Annotated in this window: 20 protein-coding genes and 1 tRNA gene; 14 read left to right on the top strand and 7 right to left on the bottom strand. The window is 59.3% G+C overall.

Annotated elements, in window-relative coordinates; genetic code table 11:
* Positions 1–107: 107 nt before the first annotated feature.
* The gene (gabP, locus tag EQV96_RS17700; RefSeq protein WP_095017765.1) at positions 108–1499 is read right to left on the bottom strand and encodes a GABA permease; all 1392 of its coding nucleotides are present in this window, start codon (positions 1497–1499) and stop codon (positions 108–110) included.
* A gap of 543 nt (positions 1500–2042) precedes the next feature.
* Here gabP and EQV96_RS17695 point away from each other — a divergent pair.
* From EQV96_RS17695 to EQV96_RS17675, 5 genes are read left to right on the top strand one after another with little or no spacing between them, the layout of a single operon-like run.
* Positions 2043–2816, top strand: coding sequence for an ABC transporter ATP-binding protein (locus tag EQV96_RS17695; protein WP_095017766.1), 774 nt, complete (start codon positions 2043–2045; stop codon positions 2814–2816).
* Positions 2817–2829: 13 nt separating this feature from the next.
* Complete coding sequence (locus tag EQV96_RS17690) at positions 2830–3585, top strand: ABC transporter substrate-binding protein (protein ID WP_095000771.1); 756 nt, start codon at positions 2830–2832, stop codon at positions 3583–3585.
* Positions 3586–3642: 57 nt separating this feature from the next.
* Complete coding sequence (locus tag EQV96_RS17685) at positions 3643–4335, top strand: ABC transporter permease (protein ID WP_095000770.1); 693 nt, start codon at positions 3643–3645, stop codon at positions 4333–4335.
* Positions 4335–5024 carry an ABC transporter permease gene (locus tag EQV96_RS17680; RefSeq protein ID WP_095000769.1) on the top strand — a complete coding sequence of 230 codons (690 nt, stop codon included), beginning with the start codon at positions 4335–4337 and terminating at the stop codon, positions 5022–5024. The genes EQV96_RS17685 and EQV96_RS17680 overlap by 1 nt, the downstream gene beginning before the upstream one ends.
* The gene (locus EQV96_RS17675; RefSeq protein ID WP_240882217.1) at positions 5005–6213 is read left to right on the top strand and encodes a methyltransferase; all 1209 of its coding nucleotides are present in this window, start codon (positions 5005–5007) and stop codon (positions 6211–6213) included. The genes EQV96_RS17680 and EQV96_RS17675 overlap by 20 nt, the downstream gene beginning before the upstream one ends.
* Positions 6214–6318: 105 nt before the next feature.
* On the opposite strand, the gene uraH is transcribed toward EQV96_RS17675, so the two are convergent.
* Both uraH and EQV96_RS17665 read right to left on the bottom strand, forming a co-directional pair.
* Positions 6319–6729, bottom strand: a complete 411-nt coding sequence (gene uraH / locus EQV96_RS17670) for a hydroxyisourate hydrolase (RefSeq protein WP_095017768.1) — start codon at positions 6727–6729, stop codon at positions 6319–6321.
* A 27-nt stretch (positions 6730–6756) separates the two neighbouring features.
* Positions 6757–7236, bottom strand: a complete 480-nt coding sequence (locus EQV96_RS17665) for a heme-binding protein (protein WP_095000766.1) — start codon at positions 7234–7236, stop codon at positions 6757–6759.
* Between the two features lie 135 nt (positions 7237–7371).
* Between EQV96_RS17665 and EQV96_RS17660 the strand changes: the two genes are divergently transcribed.
* The 3 genes from EQV96_RS17660 to EQV96_RS17650 all read left to right on the top strand — a co-directional run bounded on the left by EQV96_RS17660 (position 7372) and on the right by EQV96_RS17650 (position 9665).
* On the top strand, positions 7372–8046 hold the full coding sequence (locus EQV96_RS17660) for a heavy metal response regulator transcription factor (RefSeq protein ID WP_095000765.1): 675 nt from the start codon (positions 7372–7374) through the stop codon (positions 8044–8046).
* Positions 8039–9403 (top strand): heavy metal sensor histidine kinase, encoded by a 1365-nt coding sequence (locus EQV96_RS17655; protein WP_095025195.1) that lies wholly within the window; start codon positions 8039–8041, stop codon positions 9401–9403. Before EQV96_RS17660 ends, EQV96_RS17655 begins: the two co-directional genes overlap by 8 nt.
* 186 nt (positions 9404–9589) lie before the next feature.
* Positions 9590–9665 (top strand) — tRNA-Thr (locus EQV96_RS17650).
* A gap of 99 nt (positions 9666–9764) precedes the next feature.
* Here EQV96_RS17650 and EQV96_RS17645 read toward each other — a convergent pair.
* Together EQV96_RS17645 and EQV96_RS17640 are read right to left on the bottom strand one after the other, a co-directional pair.
* Positions 9765–10175, bottom strand: a complete 411-nt coding sequence (locus tag EQV96_RS17645; protein WP_095025194.1) for a type II toxin-antitoxin system HicB family antitoxin — start codon at positions 10173–10175, stop codon at positions 9765–9767.
* The gene (locus EQV96_RS17640; protein WP_095001086.1) at positions 10172–10369 is read right to left on the bottom strand and encodes a type II toxin-antitoxin system HicA family toxin; all 198 of its coding nucleotides are present in this window, start codon (positions 10367–10369) and stop codon (positions 10172–10174) included. The genes EQV96_RS17645 and EQV96_RS17640 overlap by 4 nt, the downstream gene beginning before the upstream one ends.
* Positions 10370–10614: 245 nt before the next feature.
* Here EQV96_RS17640 and EQV96_RS17635 point away from each other — a divergent pair, with 245 nt between their 5' ends.
* From EQV96_RS17635 to dsdC, 6 genes are all read left to right on the top strand, one after another.
* The gene (locus tag EQV96_RS17635) at positions 10615–11115 is read left to right on the top strand and encodes a sigma-70 family RNA polymerase sigma factor (protein WP_095031409.1); all 501 of its coding nucleotides are present in this window, start codon (positions 10615–10617) and stop codon (positions 11113–11115) included.
* Entirely contained in the window at positions 11115–12062 is a 948-nt protein-coding gene (locus EQV96_RS17630) for a FecR domain-containing protein (protein WP_095025193.1), read from the top strand. The genes EQV96_RS17635 and EQV96_RS17630 overlap by 1 nt, the downstream gene beginning before the upstream one ends.
* 112 nt (positions 12063–12174) lie before the next feature.
* Positions 12175–14613, top strand: a complete 2439-nt coding sequence (locus EQV96_RS17625) for a TonB-dependent siderophore receptor (protein WP_095025192.1) — start codon at positions 12175–12177, stop codon at positions 14611–14613.
* Between the two features lie 224 nt (positions 14614–14837).
* Entirely contained in the window at positions 14838–16178 is a 1341-nt protein-coding gene (locus EQV96_RS17620) for a gluconate:H+ symporter (RefSeq protein ID WP_095000758.1), read from the top strand.
* Positions 16179–16220: 42 nt separating this feature from the next.
* A complete protein-coding gene (gene dsdA, locus EQV96_RS17615; protein ID WP_240882216.1) occupies positions 16221–17567 on the top strand; it encodes a D-serine ammonia-lyase in 1347 nt (448 codons plus the stop codon).
* A gap of 83 nt (positions 17568–17650) precedes the next feature.
* Positions 17651–18610: a DNA-binding transcriptional regulator DsdC gene (gene dsdC, locus EQV96_RS17610; protein WP_095000756.1), complete on the top strand. Its 960-nt coding sequence runs from the start codon at positions 17651–17653 to the stop codon at positions 18608–18610.
* Here the strand turns inward: dsdC and EQV96_RS17605 are convergent.
* Positions 18552–19895: a HAMP domain-containing sensor histidine kinase gene (locus EQV96_RS17605; RefSeq protein ID WP_240882215.1), complete on the bottom strand. Its 1344-nt coding sequence runs from the start codon at positions 19893–19895 to the stop codon at positions 18552–18554. The genes dsdC and EQV96_RS17605 overlap by 59 nt on opposite strands.
* The gene (locus tag EQV96_RS17600) at positions 19888–20583 is read right to left on the bottom strand and encodes a response regulator transcription factor (protein ID WP_133143912.1); all 696 of its coding nucleotides are present in this window, start codon (positions 20581–20583) and stop codon (positions 19888–19890) included. Before EQV96_RS17600 ends, EQV96_RS17605 begins: the two co-directional genes overlap by 8 nt.
* Positions 20584–20668 lie beyond the last annotated feature (85 nt).

Below are 20668 nucleotides of genomic sequence, written 5' to 3'. Positions count from 1 at the left end.
GATAGTGATCAGCGGTCGCAAATTGCCCCCCTTACAGGCACAAAAAAACCGCCATCCCGAAGGATGACGGCTTTTCTGGGTATTCAACCGCGAGAACCGTCCTGGCCTCAGTTGAGTACCGGTGCCCCCAACTTCTCAATGCGACGACGGCGTGCCACCAGCAGGCCTGCCACCACCACCAGAATGCTCAGCATACCGGTCGCCATGATTTCAACGCGATGCGCTTCCTGGAACAGCATGACCGTCAGAATAGCCACGATAAAGACGATTACCGCATAGGTCAGGCCCGGGAACAGCCACATCTTGAACGAGATGTTCTCGCCCAGGGCCGTACGCTTCTGGCGCATGCGCAGTTGCGACACGGCAATCACCAGATACACCAGCAGCGCGATCGCGCCAGAGCTGGCCAGCAGGAACTCGAACACGGCAGCCGGCGCCACATAGTTGGCAAATACCGCTACAAAAGCTGCACCCGTGGACATCATCACCGCCCAGTAAGGCGTGCCCGCAGCATTGGTGCGCTTGGCCGCAGCCGGTGCATCACCACGCTTGCTCAGGGAGTAGAGCATGCGCGAAGAGGTGTAGAGCGCCGAGTTCAGGCAGCTGGTTACGGCGATCAGTACCACGATATCAACGATCAGCTTGGCATTCGGGATGCCCATGCGATCAAGTACGGTCTGGTAGGAACCCAACTGCGCCAGGCTCGGGTCGTTCCACGGCACCAGGGCCACAACGATGAAAATCGATACCAGATAGAACAGGCCAATACGCCAGATCACCGAATTGGTGGCCTTGGTGATCTGCTTGCTCGGATCTTTGGATTCCGCCGCCGCGATGGTGACAATTTCAGTGCCCATGAACGAGAACATGGTGGTCAGCATGGCAGCCAGAACAGCGCCCATGCCATTGGGCATAAAGCCGATGGTATCGGACAGATGCGCGACACCGCTGACCTGGCTGGTAGGCAGATAGCCGAAAATGGCCAGCAGACCCAAAATGATAAAGCCAATAATCGCCAGCACCTTGACCAGCGCAAACCAGAACTCGAACTCACCGTAGTTCTTGACGCTGAACAGGTTGGTGGCGGTCAGCAACAGGGTGATGACCAGGGTAAACACCCAGATCGCCGTACCCGGGAACCAGGCATGCAGGATGGTACCTGCGGCGACAGCTTCCAGCGGGATCACCAGGACCCAGAACCACCAGTACAGCCAGCCAATGGTAAAACCAGCCCAATGCCCGATGGCACGGTCGGCGTAAGTGGAGAACGAACCGGTATCAGGCGAGGCAACGGCCATTTCGGCCAGCATGCGCATCACCAGCACGACCAAGGTGCCTGCTGCGGCATAAGCCAGCAACACGGCAGGGCCCGCTTGGGCAATCGCGTGTCCGGAACCGACAAACAAACCGGCGCCGATAACACCGGCAATCGACAGCATGGTCACATGCCGTGGTTTGAGCCCTTGTTCCAGGCCGCTAGAGGATTGCGTATTGCTCATTGGGACTACCTTTCATTGAAGCCATTCCGAGCACCCGCGTTGACTTTCGTAAAAAGTAACCAACGGGGCGTTTAGAATCCTTGACGCAATAACTGAGCCAGAATGTGACATATGCACGGTTTCCGCGGGCTGCAACGATTTGCAACAGACATTGCAAGCCATTGAGCGCAATGGCATTTCGCCAAGTCGTTACCGAAACACTCAGCTACAAGGGTCTCGACGCACCAAAAATACCCAAAACACCCCATATGGCCCAAAAGCAGTGCACATCTTTAACCTTTAGTAGGTTCGCGCTTCCAACACCGGGCCAAAGCTGGCAACATCGCGACCTTTTTTAAGCGACACCTGTCTGGCCGAACGGCGAATTACAGGGTCGGTTGTTGTCGGCGCGACACTCTGCTGTAGCGATGCGACAAACTGCCACCCTCGCGCCTTTTGTGTCTTCAGGGCGGCTGGTTGCCTCTGCAACCCTATGCTAGCTTGGCCTGCGCCAGGAAGGCCGCCCAACAGCAGGATCGCACCCGAACACAAAGAGGAACGCACATGGCTTTGGCCACGCCCGCGCTTGAAATCCGCAACTTGCACAAACGCTACGGCGAGCTTGAGGTACTCAAGGGTATCTCGCTGACCGCACGCGACGGCGACGTGATCTCGATCCTGGGTTCTTCCGGTTCCGGCAAGTCCACTCTGCTGCGCTGCATCAACCTTCTGGAAAACCCCCACGAAGGCCAGATCGTGGTCGCCGGGGAAGAGCTCAAACTCAAGAAAGCCAAAAATGGCGAACTGATCGCGGCCGACGGCAAGCAGATCAACCGCATGCGCAGCGAACTGGGTTTTGTGTTTCAAAACTTTAACCTGTGGCCGCACATGACCATCCTCGACAACATTATCGAGGCGCCACGTCGCGTACTGGGGCAAAGCAAGGCCGAGGCCATCGAAGTGGCCGAAGCATTGCTGGCCAAAGTCGGCATTGCCGAAAAACGCCATGCCTATCCGTCCGAATTGTCCGGTGGCCAGCAGCAACGCGCAGCGATTGCCCGCACCCTGGCCATGCAGCCCAAAGTGATTCTGTTCGATGAACCGACATCGGCACTTGACCCGGAAATGGTTCAAGAAGTACTTAGTGTGATCCGCGCACTCGCCGAAGAAGGTCGCACTATGCTGTTGGTCACCCACGAAATGGGCTTTGCCCGTCAGGTGTCCAGCGAAGTAGTGTTTTTGCACCAGGGCCTGATCGAAGAGCAAGGGTCGCCAGAACAGGTGTTCGACAACCCGGTTTCGGCGCGCTGTAAACAATTCATGTCCAGCAACCGCTAACGGAGCAACACGAATGCAGAACTATAAAAAGCTTCTCATGGCCGCTGCCGCCACACTGGTTTTCAGCGCCAACGCCTTGGCTGCAGACAAGTACAAAGTCGGCATTGAGGGCGCTTACCCACCGTTCAACAACAAGAACGCCAGTGGTGAAGTCGTGGGCTTCGACCCGGATATCGCCATGGCCCTGTGCGCCAAGATGAAAGCCGAGTGTGAAATCGTCACCTCCGACTGGGACGGCATCATCCCGGCACTGAACGCCAAAAAGTACGATTTCATCGTGTCGTCGCTGTCGATCACTGACGAACGCAAGCAGGCGGTGGACTTCACCGACCCGTACTACTCCAACAAGCAGCAGTTCATCGCGCCGAAAAAAGTCGACTTCAAAACCGACCTCGCGTCCCTCAAGGGCAAGGCCCTGGGCACTCAGCGTTCAACCCAGGCTGCGACCTGGCTGGATGACAACCTGGGTACCGACGCCACCATCTCCCTGTACGACACTCAGGAAAACGCCTACCTCGACCTGACTTCGGGCCGTGTAGACGCGCTGCTGGCTGACAAGTACGCCAACTACGACTGGCTGAAAAGCCCGGCTGGCCAGGCATACGAGTTCAAGGGTGAACCGGTCAACGAAGACGACAAGGTCGGCATCGCCCTGCGCAAAGGCGACAACGAACTGCGTGCCAAGCTGAACCTGGCCCTCAAGCAAATCGTTGAAGACGGCACGTACAAGAAGATCAACGACAAGTACTTCCCGTTCAGCATCTACTGACCTGCCTGACCGGTGCGCCTGTAGGCGCGCCGGTCCCTAGCAAAGCCTGCCTACCCCATGACTATCGATTTATACGGATTCGGCCCGGCGCTTGCCGCTGGCGCGCTGATGACCGTCAAACTGGCACTTACCGCGCTGTGTCTGGGCCTGGTGCTCGGATTGCTCGGTGCCTTGGCCAAGACCTCCCCCTTCAAACCGCTTAGATGGTTGGGCGGCGCCTATTCGACCCTGGTTCGCGGCGTGCCCGAACTGCTCTGGGTGTTGCTGATCTACTTTGGCAGCGTGAACCTGGTGCGCACCATCGGCGAATACATCGGCATGCCCGACCTCACCCTCAGCGCCTTTGCGGCGGGTGTACTCGCGCTGGGCCTGTGCTTTGGTGCCTATGCCACCGAAGTGTTCCGCGGTGCCATCCTGGCCATTCCCAAGGGCCACCGCGAAGCGGGCATGGCACTGGGCTTGTCCAAACCGCGGATTTTCACCAAGCTGGTGCTGCCGCAAATGTGGCGTATTGCCCTGCCCGGCCTGGGTAACCTGTTCATGATCCTGATGAAGGACACCGCGCTGGTGTCGGTCATCGGCCTTGAAGAAATCATGCGTCAGGCGCAAAACGCCGTGACCTTCGCCAAACACCCGTTCACCTTCTACATGGTGGCAGCCGTGATGTACCTGGGCCTTACCGTACTGGCCATGGGCACCATGCACGTGCTTGAAAAACGCGCAGCGCGCGGCTTCGTGAGGAGGACGTAATGGAGTGGGAAGTAATCCTCAAGTGGCTGCCCAAGCTGATGCAGGGTGCGACCCTGACCCTGGAGCTGACCGCCATCTCGGTGATCGCCGGTCTGATCGTGGCCATCCCGTTGGGCATCGCCCGCTCATCCAAGCTCTGGTATGTGCGCTCACTGCCCTACGCCTACATCTTTTTCTTCCGCGGCACGCCGTTGCTGATCCAGCTGTTTCTGGTCTATTACGGCCTGGCGCAGTTCGATGTGGTGCGTGATAGCGCGTTGTGGCCGTACCTGCGCAGCCCGTTCTGGTGCGCGATCATCACCATGACCCTGCACACCGCTGCCTACATTGCCGAGATCCTGCGCGGCGCGATCCAGGCCATCCCGCCAGGTGAAATCGAGGCAGCACGGGCCCTGGGCATGTCGCGTTTCAAGACCCTGGTGCATATCGTCCTGCCACGCGCTGCACGCATCGGTCTGCCGGCCTACAGCAACGAAGTGATCCTGATGCTCAAAGCCAGCTCGCTGGCGAGTACCGTGACCCTGCTGGAACTGACCGGCATGACCCGCACCATCATTGCCCGCAACTACCAGACCGTGGACATGTTCCTGGCTGCCGGGGCAATTTACCTGGTCATGTCGTTTGTGCTGATCCAGGGCTTCAAACTGCTGGAGCGCTGGTTGCGCGTCGATGCCTGCCAAGGGCGCTGACCTGCTTGCCCGCTTCGAGGCGCTGGACGGGTTTCTGCAAAACCACCAGCACCTCTGGCGCCCACGGCCCTTCACTCAGTTGAACGTGCCGTGGGAAGCGCAACACCCGGAACTGGCGCAGTGGTTGCGCCAGCGTTCGCTGCAAGACGCCGAAGCCAGCCACAACCACCCCCAACACCTGCCCGCCCCTGCGCCGTTCCCTGAACTGGCGGCGACTTCCCTTGCCCTGAGCGCAGTGCCACGACTAGCGGCCCAAGCCCTTGCGCCCGTAAACCCGCGCTTACAAGTGGATGTACCCGGGCGCAAATGGCAACAGATCGAGGCCTTCGCCCAGAGCCTGACCTTTGCACAAGCGCCAACCCACTGGCTGGACTGGTGTGCGGGCAAGGGGCATTTGGGGCGCCGGCTGTTAAGTGCCGGGCAACAACTGACGTGCCTGGAATATGATCCGGCATTGATCGAATCCGGCCAACACCTGAGCCAGCGTCATCAACTGGCGGCCCGTCATGTTCAGCAAGATGTGCTCGCTGAAGCAGCAGCCCGGCAGCTCACACCCCAAATGACACCCGTGGCGCTGCACGCCTGCGGCGATTTGCATGTGCGCCTGCTGCAACTGGCCAGCGCGGCGGGTTGTGCACAACTTGCCGTGTCCCCCTGCTGCTACAACCGCATCGGCAGGTCGCACTATCAAGCGTTATCCACAGCCGCCAAGGCATCTTCCCTGCAACTGTCACTGGAGGACCTGAGCCTGCCCATGAGCGAAACCGTGACCGCTGGCACCCGCGTGCGCCTTCAGCGTGACCAGTCGATGGCACGGCGCTTGGGTTTTGATCTGTGGCAGCGCCAGCGCCGTCAGTGTGATGAGTACTTATCCACACCCTCGCTGCCCAGCAGTTGGCTGAACAAGCCGTTTGCCGAGTACTGCTCGGACTTGGCGGCGCTGAAGAACTTATCCACAAGTGGCGAAGAAGACTGGCCGGCGCTGGAAGCCGCAGGCTGGGAGAGGTTGGCGCAGGTGCGCAACCTGGAATTGGTGCGCGGGCTGTTTCGCCGCCCGCTGGAGCTGTGGTTGGTGCTCGATCGGGCGCTCTACCTGGAGGAGAACGGCTATGCAGTGCAGGTTGGCGAGTTCTGCGACAGCCAGCTGACGCCGCGCAATTTGATGGTGCTTGCGCAGCGCTGTGGGTAACCCTGTGGGAGCGGGCTTGCTCGCGATTCAGGCGCTGCGGTCTGACAGTTAATCCGCAGCGATCTCATCGCGAGCAAGCCCGCTCCCACAAAGGGTTTCGCAGGACTACGACCCGCGATATGTCGAAAAACCATAAGGGCTGAGCAACAACGGAATGTGGTAATGCTGATCCACATTCTTCACTTCAAAAATCACCGGGATTTCCGGGAAGAACGTGTCACGCCCTGCCTTCTTGAAATAATCGCCGGTCTTGAATACCACCCGGTACTCCCCCGCCTCGAACGCCTGCTTGCCCGGGAACAACTCGCCAATACGTCCCTGCTCATTGGTCACGCCTTGCGCCAGTGGCTGCCAATCCTTGCCCACATGCTTTTCCAGGGTCACATTGACCCCCGGGGACGGCAGACCGTTTTCAAGATTCAGCACATGCACACTCAACGGGTTACCGGCAGCCAGCGCCAGGCTCGACACAGCGCTCAGGCTTAAAGCCGCCAGGGTGATTCGCAACGATTTCATGGTAAGTCCTCAGTGGTTAAAATCTGATCAACGTTGAATGGTCAGGCCAACTTGCCCGGCAGCCTTGATCGCGCAGGCTTCGTCCTGCTCAGCACCGCCCGCCCCGGCCACGCCCAGCGCGCCCACCAGTTCACCTTCGGCGAACAACGGCACACCGCCGCCCAGCAGCAACAGCTCGGCAATGGAGTTGAGATTGGCGGCCTCGGGGTTGTTACGTGCACGCTCGGCAAACAGGCGGGTCGGGGTTTTGGTCGACAGCGCGGTATACGCCTTGCGCTGGCTCGCCAGCAGGTTGTGCGGGCCAACGCCTTCCGGACGCTGCGCCATCAGCACGTTGCCACCCCGGTCGAGCACGCTCAGCGCCCCGGTGCAGTGCTTGAGGGTCGCGTCGGCCAACTGGCGGGCGGTGGCCAGGTCCAGATCGGCATGGCGCGCCAGATTCGGCGCCGCCTGGGCCACGCCGGCAACGCCAACGGCAGTCCACAACAACAAGGTTTTCAACATCATGGGCAAGCTCCTGTACGAATGGGCCCACCTTAACCAGCGCTCCTCGTCAGAACCCCGTCAGTTGCATTACAAGTTTGTAATAGGCAACACCGACGAAGGCGCCTAGCCTGTGCAGACGATTGATCGAGGTGTGCGATGCGTTTGCTAGTGGTTGAAGATGAAGCCAAGACCGCCGATTTCCTGGCCAAGGGCCTCAAGGAGTCCGGCTTTGCCGTGGATGTGGCACTCAACGGCCTGGACGGGCGCTATTTTGTCGAACAGCAGGAATACGACCTGATCATCCTTGATGTGATGCTGCCGGGGCTCAATGGCTGGCAACTGCTGCAACTGATTCGCCAGCGCGGCGCCACTCCGGTGCTGTTCTTGACCGCCAGGGATGCTATCGAAGACCGCGTGCGCGGTCTGGAGCTAGGCGCCGACGATTACCTGCTCAAACCTTTCGCCTTTGCCGAGTTGCTCGCCCGGGTGCGCACGCTGCTGCGTCGCGGCCCGCTACGCGAGGCCGAGTCGTATGCCATCGCCGATCTTGAAATCGACGTGCTGCGCCGCCGGGTCAGCCGGGGTGGCCAGCGCATCAGCCTGACCAACAAGGAATTCGCCCTGCTGCAACTGCTGGCCAGCCGCCAGGGCGAGGTGCTGTCCCGCACCCTGATCGCCTCCCAAGTGTGGAACCTCAATTTCGACAGCGACACCAATATGGTCGAAGTCGCCGTGCGTCGCCTGCGGGCCAAGGTCGACGATCCCTACATGCCCAAGTTGATCCACACCGTGCGCGGCGTTGGTTATCAACTGGAAGCACCCGATGAGTAAATCCATCGCCTGGCGTCTGGCGCTGGCGATCGCCATGACCTGCGCGTTGGTACTGAGTGTGATCGGGGTGTTTCTGTATCGATCGCTGGCCTCGGAACTGGCGTTTCGTGATGACCAGGCGCTGCTCGGGCGCCTTGAACAAGTGCGCGCCCTGCTGCATGACAGCGATAGCCTCGAAGCCCTGCAGGAGCGCCCGCGCCTGTACCAGAACATGCTGGGCAACCTGGACAGTGTGCTACTGGTCAAGCGGGCAGATGGCAGCCCGCTTATCGCCATTAACCCGCACCGGCAGGACTTGCCTGATATACCGCCCATTGCTCAGGACCGGGCGCCACAGCGTGCCGATATCCAGACACTGGACCAGACGGTGCTGCTCGCCGGCATGGCCCGAGGCCCGGCCGATGAAATCCTCAGGGTGACCGTAGGCAAACGCCTGGATGAGCGTGAGCAAATGCTCGCTAGCTACCGTATGCGTTTATATGGCGCCGTGGGCCTGGGCGCGCTGCTGGCTTTCGGCCTTGGCCTGCTGCTGTTGCGTCGCGGCCTTGAGCCTTTGCGTGAGCTGGCCCACGCCATGGCTGGCATCGATCCGCGCAGCCTTGACCAGCGCATGGCCACACATGACGTGCCTGCCGAACTCAAGGAGCCGGTACAGGCTCTCAACGCCATGCTGACACGCCTGGAAGACAGCTTTGCGCGGCTGTCACAGTTCTCCGCCGACCTGGCCCATGAAATCCGCACGCCGTTGCACAACCTGCTGGGCAGCAACAGCCTGGCACTGAACCAGTCACGCAGCCCGACTGAGTACCAGGAAGTACTTGCGTCGAATATCGAAGAGTACGAGCGGCTCAACCGTATGGCCGAAAACCTGATGTTTCTCGCCCGCGCCGAACACGGCCAGCGCCCGTTGCAGCTGCAAGTGCTGGACCTTGGTGAGGTGGGCGACGAGCTGTGCGATTACTTCGAAGCACTGGCTGAGGACCGGCAGCTGCAGTTGGACAATCAGCTCAGCGGCTCGCTGATGGCCGATCAACAGCTGCTGCAGCGGGCACTGGGCAATTTACTGGCCAATGCCGTGCGCCATGCTCAACCGGGCTCTACCGTACGCTTGCAGCGCCATGACGATGCCGGGTTTTGCTGGATCGGTGTGCACAACCCTGGCCCGCCGATTGAGGCGCAGCATCTGGGCAAGTTGTTTGACCGTTTTTACCGGGTCGATCCTTCACGGGCCCAACCGGGGGACTCGGGCGGGCTCGGGTTGGCGATTGTGCATTCGATCATGCAATTGCATGGCGGCCAGGTGCGGGTGGTCAGTGATACCAGCGGCACGCTGTTTGAACTGGGGTTTGCTCAATAACCTTTTTAGTTTTCCTGTGGGCGCGGCGGTGCGACGAAGTGTCGGCGCTGACCAATTCGGCGAAAAATCGGGTCACGACGGAGCACTTGCCCCCCTCCTTCACCGAGCGCCGGTCAGAAACGTGAAAATAGTCTGTTATCAGGGGTTTACAAGCCCAAACATCCGGGTATACTCGTCGCCCATAACGCCGGTATAGCTCAGTTGGTAGAGCAACTGACTTGTAATCAGTAGGTCCCGAGTTCGACTCTTGGTGCCGGCACCATACGCAACACCAGAAGAGGCTCACCGAAAGGTGGGCCTTTTTTGTTTTCAGGGTTTGGAGAAGACTCAAGAGCACCACATGGTGATGGTCTTGAGCCGATTAAAAATTCTGAACGCTCAGCTCGCGCAATGCAGCTGTTGCTAGAAACCCCGAACGGGATGCATAGCGGTGGTCCCTGCTCACTCGTTCATCAATGCGCTGCAACAGGTTTTCTGGCAAAGAAGCGTTGAACCGAACCGACTTACCAAGGTAAGGCGTCAAATCGAAGTCAACGATTGCCCATATTCCACCGACAAAATCCGGGTTCTCCAGGTGGGCATCCACGTCCTTGCCCTGCGGCAGCTCGCCGCCGTCCGCAACAATGCCTTCCAGATGCAACGCCAATGCTTCCTGCACGTTATCCAGCGCTTGCGAAAAAGTGCTCCCGGCAGAAAAACAGCCTGGCACATCAGGCACCGTTACGCTGAATTCGGAATCTGCGTCTTTATGTATGACCACTGGAAATTTCATGACCGTAACTCTCCCTTGAGACCTGCGGATTTGAGAATGTTGTGCAGCGTCCCTTTGGCAATTTCTGACTTGGGATGTGGAACCGTTACCCGACCCGCTTTGGCTGGATGCTTGAACTGATGGTGACTTCCCTTGATTGCGATCTCAAACCATCCATCTGCCACCAATAATTCAATAAGCTCACGACTTCGCACTTGATTACCACGCATTGTGTGTACGCTACACACCATTGAAAAATGGTGCAATCGGAAAATACACACACTACACACAAAAAACGCGATCGGCTTAGAGTTGTGTTACACCCTGTGCACCCGAACGACTCTATCTCCAGCAGTATTATCGCTGTCCGCCCCCCCCTCCAATGAACCTCCCCCTTGCATAAATACTGTCCCATCACAATAATGCGATCGATTACCAATTACATTTTGGTTGCATCATTATGTCGGCGCTCGACCCTTCAGTTCTTCATCGGTTGTACAGCGATCACAACAGTTGGCTAAAGGGCTGGTTGCGCGTGCGCCTGGGCAATACGGCGGATGCCTGCGACCTGGCCCAGGACACGTTCCTGCGGGTCATGACCGCACGCCATGACACGCCCATTCGGGAGCCCCGTGGTTATCTGAGCACCATTGCCCGCTCGCTGTTGATCGACAAAGTGCGCCGCCGCACCATCGAGCAAGCCTATCTGCAGGCGCTGGCACTCAAGCCCGAGCCTGTGGATATTTCGCCAGAAATACGCCTGTCGATTATCGAAACGCTGATTTCGATCGACAGCCTGCTCGATGAGCTGGGCCCCAGAACGCGGGAAATTTTCCTCGCCGTGCAGCTCGAAGGCTTGAGTTATGTTGCCGTCGCCGAGCGTTTCGAGGTGTCGGTTACCACGGTGAAAAATCATTTGATTCGCGCCATGACCCGCTGCCTGTTGCTGGTCGACAATTGATGTCCCCTGCCCCGGATCTCAAGGCGCTGGAGGCTGCTGCCACCTGGTATGTACAACTTAATGACGGCACCACCGACGAGGCTCGCACCCGGGACTGGCAGGCCTGGTTGAGAGCCTGCCCACAACATGAAGCGGCCTGGGCACGGCTTGAGAGGTTCCAGCGCCAATGGGCATTGATGCCCCAGGAGGCCGCTCTCTCCAGCCTCGACGCCGCGAAAACCCAACGCCGTGATGTGCTGAAAATCCTTGGCATGCTGCTGGCCGTTGGCAGCGGTACCTGGCTGGCGGCCGAGCAGGTGCCCTATCGCTCGATGCTTGCGGGGCAGCGTACCGGCGTCGGTGAGCGGCGTTCGCTGCGCCTTGAGGATGGCTCACAACTGGAGCTCAACGCCAACACGGCGCTGGATATCCACTTCGACGCCAAACAGCGTGTGATTCGTCTGCACCAGGGTGAAATCTTGATTCAGACCGCCAAGGATCCTGAGCAGCGTCCCTTTATCGTGCAGACCGAGGACGGCAGCGTGCGCGCCCTTGGCACCCGTTTCAGCGTGCGCCAATTGCCCGAGCACACGCGAGTCGGGGTGCTGCAATCCGCCGTGGAAATTCGCCCGCTTGAGCTGATCCATCAGCCCCTGCGTCTGGAGACCGGACAACAAGTCACTTTCGATAGCAATGCAATCGGCAGGGTTCAGCCTTTGCCTGCGGCCTCAACCGCCTGGGTACAGGGCATGTTGAGCGTGGACGACTGGCGCCTGGGCGATTTTATCGAGGAGTTGGGCCGTTATCGTCCGGGCGTGCTGCGTTGTGCAACAGCCGTTCAGCATTTACGCATCTCGGGGGCCTTTCGTATCGATGACACCGATACGGTGCTGGAGAATCTGGGTAAAACCCTGCCAGTCAACGTTCGCTTCTTCACCCGCTACTGGGCCAGCATCGAACCGGCATAAGCTCAGGTGCAAATGGTTTGAACTTTAACCTTGCTGATTTAGATTCTCATCCGTCAATGACATAAGCCGCGACTACAGCGCGTTTGTGCCATGACCACGCAAGGATCATCGAATGCCCCCGCTCCCCCTCAATACCACCACCAAAATAGCCCGCGCTGTGCGCCTGGCGGTATTTGGCGCGTCCCTCGCCAGCCTGTCCGGTCTGGCGCTGCTACCGGCCCAGGCCGCAGCGCAAAGCCAGGCGCAGTACCAGATTGCCCCTGGCCCTCTGGGCAGCGCCCTGACCCGGTTTGGTGTGCAGGCTGGGGTTACGATTTCGTTTGATACCGAACAGGCCCGTCACCTCAAGACCGGCGGGCTTGAAGGTTCATACAGCGTCGAGGAAGGCCTGGAGCGCTTGCTTGCCAATAGCGGGTTGCAAGCCGAGCGCCAGAGCAACGGGGGTTATGTACTGGTCGCCAGCAACAGTGAAGCCGCGCTGGAGCTGGGGGCCACTCAAGTTGTCACCAACCAGTTGGGTACCGTTACCGAAGGCACCGGTTCCTACACGCCGGGCGCTATCGCCACGGCCACTCGCCTGGTGCTCACACCGCGGGAAACGCCGCAATCGATCAGCGTAATCACCCGCCAGCATATGGATGACTTCGCCCTCGACAATGTTGACGACGTGATGCGCCATACTCCGGGCATTACCGTCTCGGCCTACGACACGGACCGCACCAACTACTACTCGCGTGGTTTTTCGATCAACAACTTCCAGTACGACGGCATCCCCTCCGCCGTACGCAACGTTGCCTATTCAGCGGGTAATACCCTGAGCGACATGGCTATTTATGACCGTATCGAGGTACTCAAGGGCGCTTCAGGTTTGCTCAGCGGGGCGGGGTCCCTGGGCGGCACCATCAACCTGGTGCGTAAAAAACCCACCCATGATTTTCACGGCCATATCACCGCAGGCGCAGGCTCGTGGGACAACTACCGGACTGAAGTAGACCTCAGCGGCCCATTGACCGAAACCGGTAATGTGCGCGGTCGTGCGGTAGCGGCCTATCAGGACCGGCAATCGTATATCGACCGCTACTCCAACCAGAGTTCGGTGTTCTACGGCATCCTCGAAGTCGACCTGACGCCAGACACCTTGCTGACCGTGGGCGCCGATTATCAGGACAACAAACCCCAGGGCTCCACCTGGTCGGGGAGCTTCCCGCTGTACAACTACGCGGGCGAGATCAACAGCGCCAAACGCTCATTCAGCAACGCCACCGACTGGAGCAGCTGGCAGCAATACACCCGCACGGTGTTCGCGACCCTGGAACAGGACCTGGGCAGTGGTTGGGTGGGCAAGCTGCAACTGGACCACAAGATCAATGGCTACGATGCCCAGCTGGGGGCGATTCAGTTCAACCAGCCTGCGGCTGATGGCACCGCCAATATCAATGCTCAACGTTACAAGGGCGAAACCACCAGCGACGCGGCCGATCTCTATGTCAGCGGCCCCTACGAGTTTCTCGGCCGTGAACACGATTTGGTGTTGGGCGGCTCCATCAGTACCGCCAACTGGAAAGGCAAAGGCTATTGGGACGTGACCTTCTCCACCCCCAATCTGGTGGATTACTTCAACTGGGACGGCCATCTGGCCAAACCTGACTGGGGCAACGCATCTCAAATCAGCGATGACACCGTGCGCCAGACCGGCATGTATGCAACCACGCGTCTGAATGTAACAGATGAGCTGAAAGTGTTTCTGGGCGGGCGGGTGGTCGACTACACCCTTACGGGCACCACCAATACCTATCGCGAAACAGGACGCTTGATTCCCTATGCGGGCATTACTTATGACCTGACCGATTACCTGACGGCCTATGCCAGCTACACCGATGTATTCATGCCCCAGGAGTTCTACAACCTGGATCGCAACAGCAAAATGCTTGACCCAGACGAGGGTGAAAACTACGAGATCGGCCTCAAGAGCGAGTTCTTCGATGGCCGTCTGAACGCCAGCCTGGCGTACTTTGAGGTCAAGGAAAGCAACCGTCCCATCCCCGACGATGCCTGGAACAACCTGCAACCCACCCCGCCCAACTATGCCTTCAAGGGCACTGCGGCTAAAACCAAGGGCTACGAGCTGGAGATATCCGGCGAGCTGAGCCCGGGCTGGAGCCTGCAGGCCGGTTACACGCACAAGGTGGTACGCGATGACAACGGTAAAAAGATCTCGACCTTCGAACCCGAAGACCAACTGAGCTTCTACACCATCTACAAACTGAAGGGCGACCTCAACAAAGTCTCCGTGGGCGGTGGCGCACGCTGGCAGAGCACGGCCTGGCAAGAGATGTTCAACGGTCCCAAGGACAGGTACGAAGACTTCTCGCAAAAGCCCTACTGGGTGGTGGACCTGATGACCCGTTATCAATTCACGGAAAACCTGTCGACCACGCTTAACGTCAACAACGTGTTCGACAAGTATTACTACACCAATATCGGGTTCTATAACTCGGCGATTTATGGCGAGCCGCGCAACTTTATGCTGACCACTCGCTGGGATTTCTGACACGCATATCCAATTGTGGGAGCGAGCCCGCTCGCGAAACTCTTAAAGCCTTCGCGAGCAGGCTCGCTCCCACCTGTTTTACCCTCCAACAGATGACACCACATCATCTGTCCCATGAAAAACCATCCTTTGTCAGCCTACGGAGATGTAACCTCTAATTGCCGGAAGCAAAGTGACGACGATCACTTATTTCAACAATAAAAGCGCTTCCCGGAGCACCTCCCATGCACAGCGGTCCCACTCTTTTGCTGGTGTTGTTTTGCGCCATCGCCCTGATCATTTTCCTTATCGTCAAAGTCCGCGTTCATGCCTTTCTGGCCCTGACCGCTGCGAGCTTTGTGGTGGGAATCGGGTCAGGCATGCCGTTGGTAAAAATTGCTTCGTCGTATGAAGCCGGTGTCGGCGGAACCCTCGGGTTTCTGGCAACGATCATTGGCCTGGGCGGGATTCTGGGCAAGATGCTGGAGGAGTCCGGCGGTGCGGAGCGCATCGCTCAGGCGCTGTTGAACACCCTGGGCAAGGACCGCGCTTCGTGGGCGATGATGCTCGTCGGATTTATCGCAGGCATCCCGGTGTTTTTCGAGGTGGGGTTCGTGCTTCTGATTCCGCTGATTTATGTAGTGGCCAAAGAGACTCGCATCAACCTGCTGTACTTGGGCGTACCTCTGGCGGTGTCGCTGATGGCAGTGCATTGCATGTTGCCGCCACACCCTGCTGCGATGGCGATCACCGGGATGCTGGGCGCCGATGTCGGCAAAGTAATCATGTACGGTCTGATTGTCGCGCTGCCGACCGCCATGATTGCCGGGCCGCTGTGGGTCAAACTGGTGTGCAAGACCGAAGCACCAGCCACTCAGGAAGCTTTTTTGAACGAGCATTGCGATGACAGCAAAACCCGCGACCTGCCAGGCCTTGGCGTCACCCTGCTGACCATCGCCCTGCCGTTGCTGCTGATGGTCGGTAAAAGTTTCGCTGCCGGTCTGCCCCATGAATCCACCGCATTCAGCGTGATTTCGTTTATGGGCACCCCGCTGATCGCACTGTCGATTGCCGTGGTATTCGCTTATTGGGCACTGGGCTTGCGCCGCGGTTTGACCATGGCCGACCTGCTGGCTTACACGCAAAAAAGTTTTCCGCCGCTGGCCAGTATCCTGCTGATCATCGGTGCCGGCGGGGCATTCAATGGCATTCTGATCGACAGTGGCGTGGGTAGCGCGCTGTCCGCCTCGTTGACCCAATTGAATATGAACCCCATCGTGCTGGCCTGGCTGGTGGCTGGTTTGATGCACTTCGCGGTCGGCTCGGCAACAGTGGCCATGATCAGCGCCGCAGGCATGGTATTGCCTATGCTGGGAGCTCACCCGACCGTGAGCAAGGAGATCATCTGCATCGCCATCGGTGCCGGAGCCATGGGCTGGACCCACGTCACGGATTCGGCCTTCTGGGTGGTCAAGGAGTACCTGGGTGTATCCCTGACCGACGCCCTGAAAACCTTTACCACCGCCACCGTACTGGCTTCATCGATCGCGCTGGGGCTGACCCTGCTGCTGTCGCGCTTTGTTTGATTCAAACCGTATATTCAGACTTATCGTTTAAAGGACCCCGCCATGATTTTGGGCAGAACACTTGAAAACTGGTGCGCCAGCTTCCCGCTGATCCGCGAACTGGTCGCGTTGCAAGAAACCACCTGGTTCAACCCCGGGGTGGCACCGGTGGCGCAGGCGCTTGGCGATACAGGCCTGACCAGTGCCGACGTGGCCGATGCCAGCGCACGCCTTGAGCGGTTTGCTGCCTACCTGCGGGTTGCCTTCCCTGAGACAGAGGGCAGTGCTGGCATTATCGAGTCGGACATTCTGCCCCTGACGCATTTGCAGCCGTTGCTCGGCGAGCGTTACGGGCAAAGCCTCAATGGCGCGCTGTGGCTCAAGCGCGACAGCCATCTGCCCATCTCCGGCTCGATCAAGGCCCGCGGCGGGATCTATGAAGTGCTCAAGCATGCCGAAGACCTGGCCCTGGCCGGTGGCCTGATTAAGCTCGACGACGACTACGCGCTGCTGCACAGCGACAAGGCCCGGGCCTTTTTTGGCCAGTACAAAATCGCCGTCGGCTCCACCGGCAATCTCGGTATGTCGATCGGCATCATGGGTGCTGCGCTGGGCTTTCAAGTGACCGTGCATATGTCGGCCGATGCCCGGCAATGGAAGAAAGACAAACTGCGCTCCCATGGCGTGACGGTGGTCGAATACGAAAGTGATTACAGCGTGGCCGTGGCCCAGGGTCGCCAGCAGGCTGAGTCCGACCCGAGTTGCCATTTTGTCGACGATGAAAACTCGGTCAATCTGTTCCTCGGCTACGCAGTGGCCGGCGAGCGTTTGAAACAGCAGTTCGCGGCGGCGCAAATCACCGTGGATGCCCAGCATCCCCTGTTTGTGTACCTGCCCTGCGGTGTGGGGGGCGCTCCCGGCGGCGTGGCTTTCGGCCTCAAGCTGGCCTTTGGTGATGCAGTGCATTGCATCTTCGCCGAACCGACCCACTCGCCCTGCATGCTGCTGGGTGTGAACACCGGGATGCACGACGAAGTCAGCGTGCAGGATTTCGGCATCGATAACGTCACCGCCGCAGACGGCCTCGCCGTGGGCCGCGCTTCCGGCTTTGTCGGCAAGGCCATGCAGCGCATGCTCGACGGCTTCTACACCGTCAGCGACGAGGAAATGTACAGCCTGCTGGCCCTGATGGAACGCAGTGAAGGCTTGCGCCTTGAGCCTTCCGCACTGGCAGGTGTGCCAGGTATTGCCCGGGTACTGGGCGAGCGGCAAGGCTATCTGGCCCGCGCTGGCCTGAGCCCGCAGGCCATGGCCAACGCCACCCACCTGGTGTGGGCAACGGGAGGAAATATGGTGCCTGCGGCCGAGATGGACGCCTATCTGGCCAAGGGTCGTGAGTTACTGGGCTGACTCAGGCGTAAAGCGGATGTGGCAAGATGGACTCATTGCCACATTCTGCAAGAAGTCGGCCTTTGGCTTGAGGGCAAACTACCGTGCTTAATCTTCCTCCCCGCATCAGCTCACGGCTCAACAGCAGCCAGTTCGCCAACCTTCATACCTTTCTGGTGGCCGCCCGACACCTGAGTTTTGCCCGCGCTGCGCAGGAACTTTGCCTGACCGCCAGCGCCGTAAGCCACCGCATCAGCCGGCTGGAAACGGCGTTGAATATGAAGCTGTTCCAGCGTCTTACCCGCCAGGTCAGCCTGACTGACGAAGGCGAGCGAATTTTCGAAATACTGCAAAGTGCGATGGGGGAATTGTCCGAAGCCCTTGAACGCTCGTCACAGCCAGAAATTGCCGGAGCCATTGCGCTCTATGCCAGGCCATCGGTGGCCCAATGCTGGCTGGTGCCCCGGCTGGCCGACTTTATCGAGCGCTATCCGCTGGTCTCACTGGACCTGCGGGTGGGCAATGACAATGTCGACTTTCGCACACGCAAAATAGATCTGGCCTTGTACTACGCCAACGGCGAATTCCCCGGCCTCACCAGCCAGCGGCTGATGCGCGAATGCATGGCGCCGGTGTGCAGCCCGGAATATGCGCAGCGTCACCGTCTGCACGAAAACCCGCAAAACCTGAGCAACTGCACCACCCTGCACGACTCCCTGGCCTGGGACCATGCCGCCTATGATGCCGAGTGGACCCTGTGGGCCGAACAACACAACCTGCTCGCGGCACTGCCCAAACGTACCCTGACCTTCGACCGTTCGGACCTGTGCGTCACGGCCGCTATGAGCCACGCGGGGATCGCCATCGGGCGCCAGCAACTGGTGCAAAAACGTGTTGATCGCGGCGAACTGGTGCTGCCTTTTGGCGGTTTCAGGCAGTACGGTCACTATGATTATTATCTGGTGCACCCACCGCTCAATGTGGTGCCCAAGCGCTTGCAGGTGTTTATGAACTGGCTGCACATGTGCGCTCAGGAACAGACGATTGAGCAACGGCCAAACTGACCCTGATGGTGGTGTTTGGCGCCTGTACGAACGCTACATGACCACCTGCGTTTTGCACGATCTGACGCACAATCGCCAGCCCCAACCCGGTACCTTCGCTGCTTTGCCGGCCCTTGCGAAAGCGCAGGAACATGGCTTCGCGCTCCTCTGGCGCAATACCCTGCCCCTGGTCGCTGACCTCCAGTTGCAAGTGCCCGACAACCCTGCGCAGAGTCACCTGAACCGTGCCCTTGCCGTGGACCAGGGCGTTTTCCAGCAGGTTACCCAAAGCTTCACGCAACTGATCGGGATTGCCCCGGCATTCGCAACCTGCGGTGATATCCACCTCGATTACCCGACCACTGGCCTCAAAGAGCGGTAACAGCGCGGCACAGACTTCGCGAGTGAGACGCGAGAGATGGGTGCGCTGCTGCCCGTTATGGCCTTGGGCGGCCTCGCCTTCCTGACGCGCCAGTTCCAGTAGCTGAGTCACCAAACGGCGCATCTGGCGCATTTCCATGTCCAGCGCAGGCCACTCGATCTGCCCTGTGCGCCGGGCTGCTTGCAAGCGCAAATCCAGCACGGTCAACGGCGTGCGCAGTTCATGGGCTGCGTCGGCCACGAAACGCCGTTCGGCAGTGTAGGCCGCAGCCAAACGATCAAGCGCCGTATTGGCCGCAGCCGCCAGGGGCTGGATTTCACTCGGCAGGTTGTCCAGCGGGATACGTTGTTCTGGGTTTGCCGGCCCGATACTGCGCGCCAACTTGGCCGCCACCCGCACCGGACGCAAGGTCCAGTGCAGCAATAAAAGGATCAGACCCAATGACAGCAAACCGATAGGTACCATCATCACCAGGCTCTGGCGCAAGCGGGCCGCCAGCAGGTTGCCAATCACTTCGCGCTCAAGATTGTCCTGCTTGGCCACCATCAATATGGCACCGTCGGGCAACTCCACCGGCACGCTGACCACCCGCCCGCTGAAAGCGCTCCAGCGCATCCAGCCCGGGTTCGCACCTGGCTGCTTGAGCCGACGGGGATGTTTGAGGTTTTCGGACTTCCACAACAATCGACCATCGGCCGAGTACAACGAATAAGACAGTTCGCCACCGGCATAGTGGCGCGGCAGGCTGGCAGGGTCGCTGTCCACCCGAAAACCATCGGCAATCACCTGCGCTTCAATAGTCATTACCCCGCGGCGCAATTCGTCGCGGGTGCCATACAGGTAAATCGCCAGGTTGCCAAAACCCAGGGCGAACACCAGCAGCATGGCGGTCAACAGCCGCCAGCGCAGGCTGCGCTTAATCATGGGCGGGATCGAGGTTAAGCAAGCGATAGCCCAGCCCGCGTACGGTCTCGATCCGGCTATGAGCACCCGCCTCAGCGAGTTTGCGCCGTAGTCGTGAGACCAGTGCTTCGATGGCATTCAGGGTCACAGGCTCATTGAAGGCATACAGCCGCTCTTCGAGTTGCTCCTTGATCACGATACGCGGTGCGATGCGCAGCATTTCTTCCAGCAGCATGGCTTCGCGTCGGGCCAGCACCAGCACCTCGGGGTGGCCATCCACGCTCAAGTGCCGGGTTTCAGGCTCGAATGTCAGATTGGCGCAGCGCAACAAGGTACTGACACGGCTTCCGGGACGGCGCAAGACTGCGCGCAATCGCGCCTCCAGTTCCTGCATGTCGAAGGGTTTGAGAATGTAGTCGTCCGCGCCTGCATTCAGCCCGTTGACCCGGCTTTGCAGGGCATCCCGCGCAGTCAGGATGATGCACGGCAAATCGGCATTGGCGCTGTGCTGACGCATGGCCAGCAGCGACATGCCGTCCATGTCCGGCAAGCCAAGATCCAGGATCATCGCGTCATAGCTGCCGACTTCCAGCAAAGCCTGGGCCGTGCGCCCATCTTCGGCGCCATCCACGGCAAATCCGGCTTGCAGCAGATGCTCGATCAGCAAACCGCGCAGTGCCCGGTGATCCTCAACAACCAGCACTTTCATTTACTTCAATCCACAAAAAGGTCAGCCACGACGATAAAAAACGGCGCAGCGGGAAATCAACGAGGGCTCGTCAGGTTCCGGTCAG

Source organism: Pseudomonas sp. TMW22080 (assembly GCF_022496745.1).
GTDB classification, from domain to species: domain Bacteria; phylum Pseudomonadota; class Gammaproteobacteria; order Pseudomonadales; family Pseudomonadaceae; genus Aquipseudomonas; species Aquipseudomonas bubulae.
The sequence above is the reverse complement of the archived record's forward strand: the minus strand, read 5'-3'. Positions and strand labels throughout refer to the sequence as shown.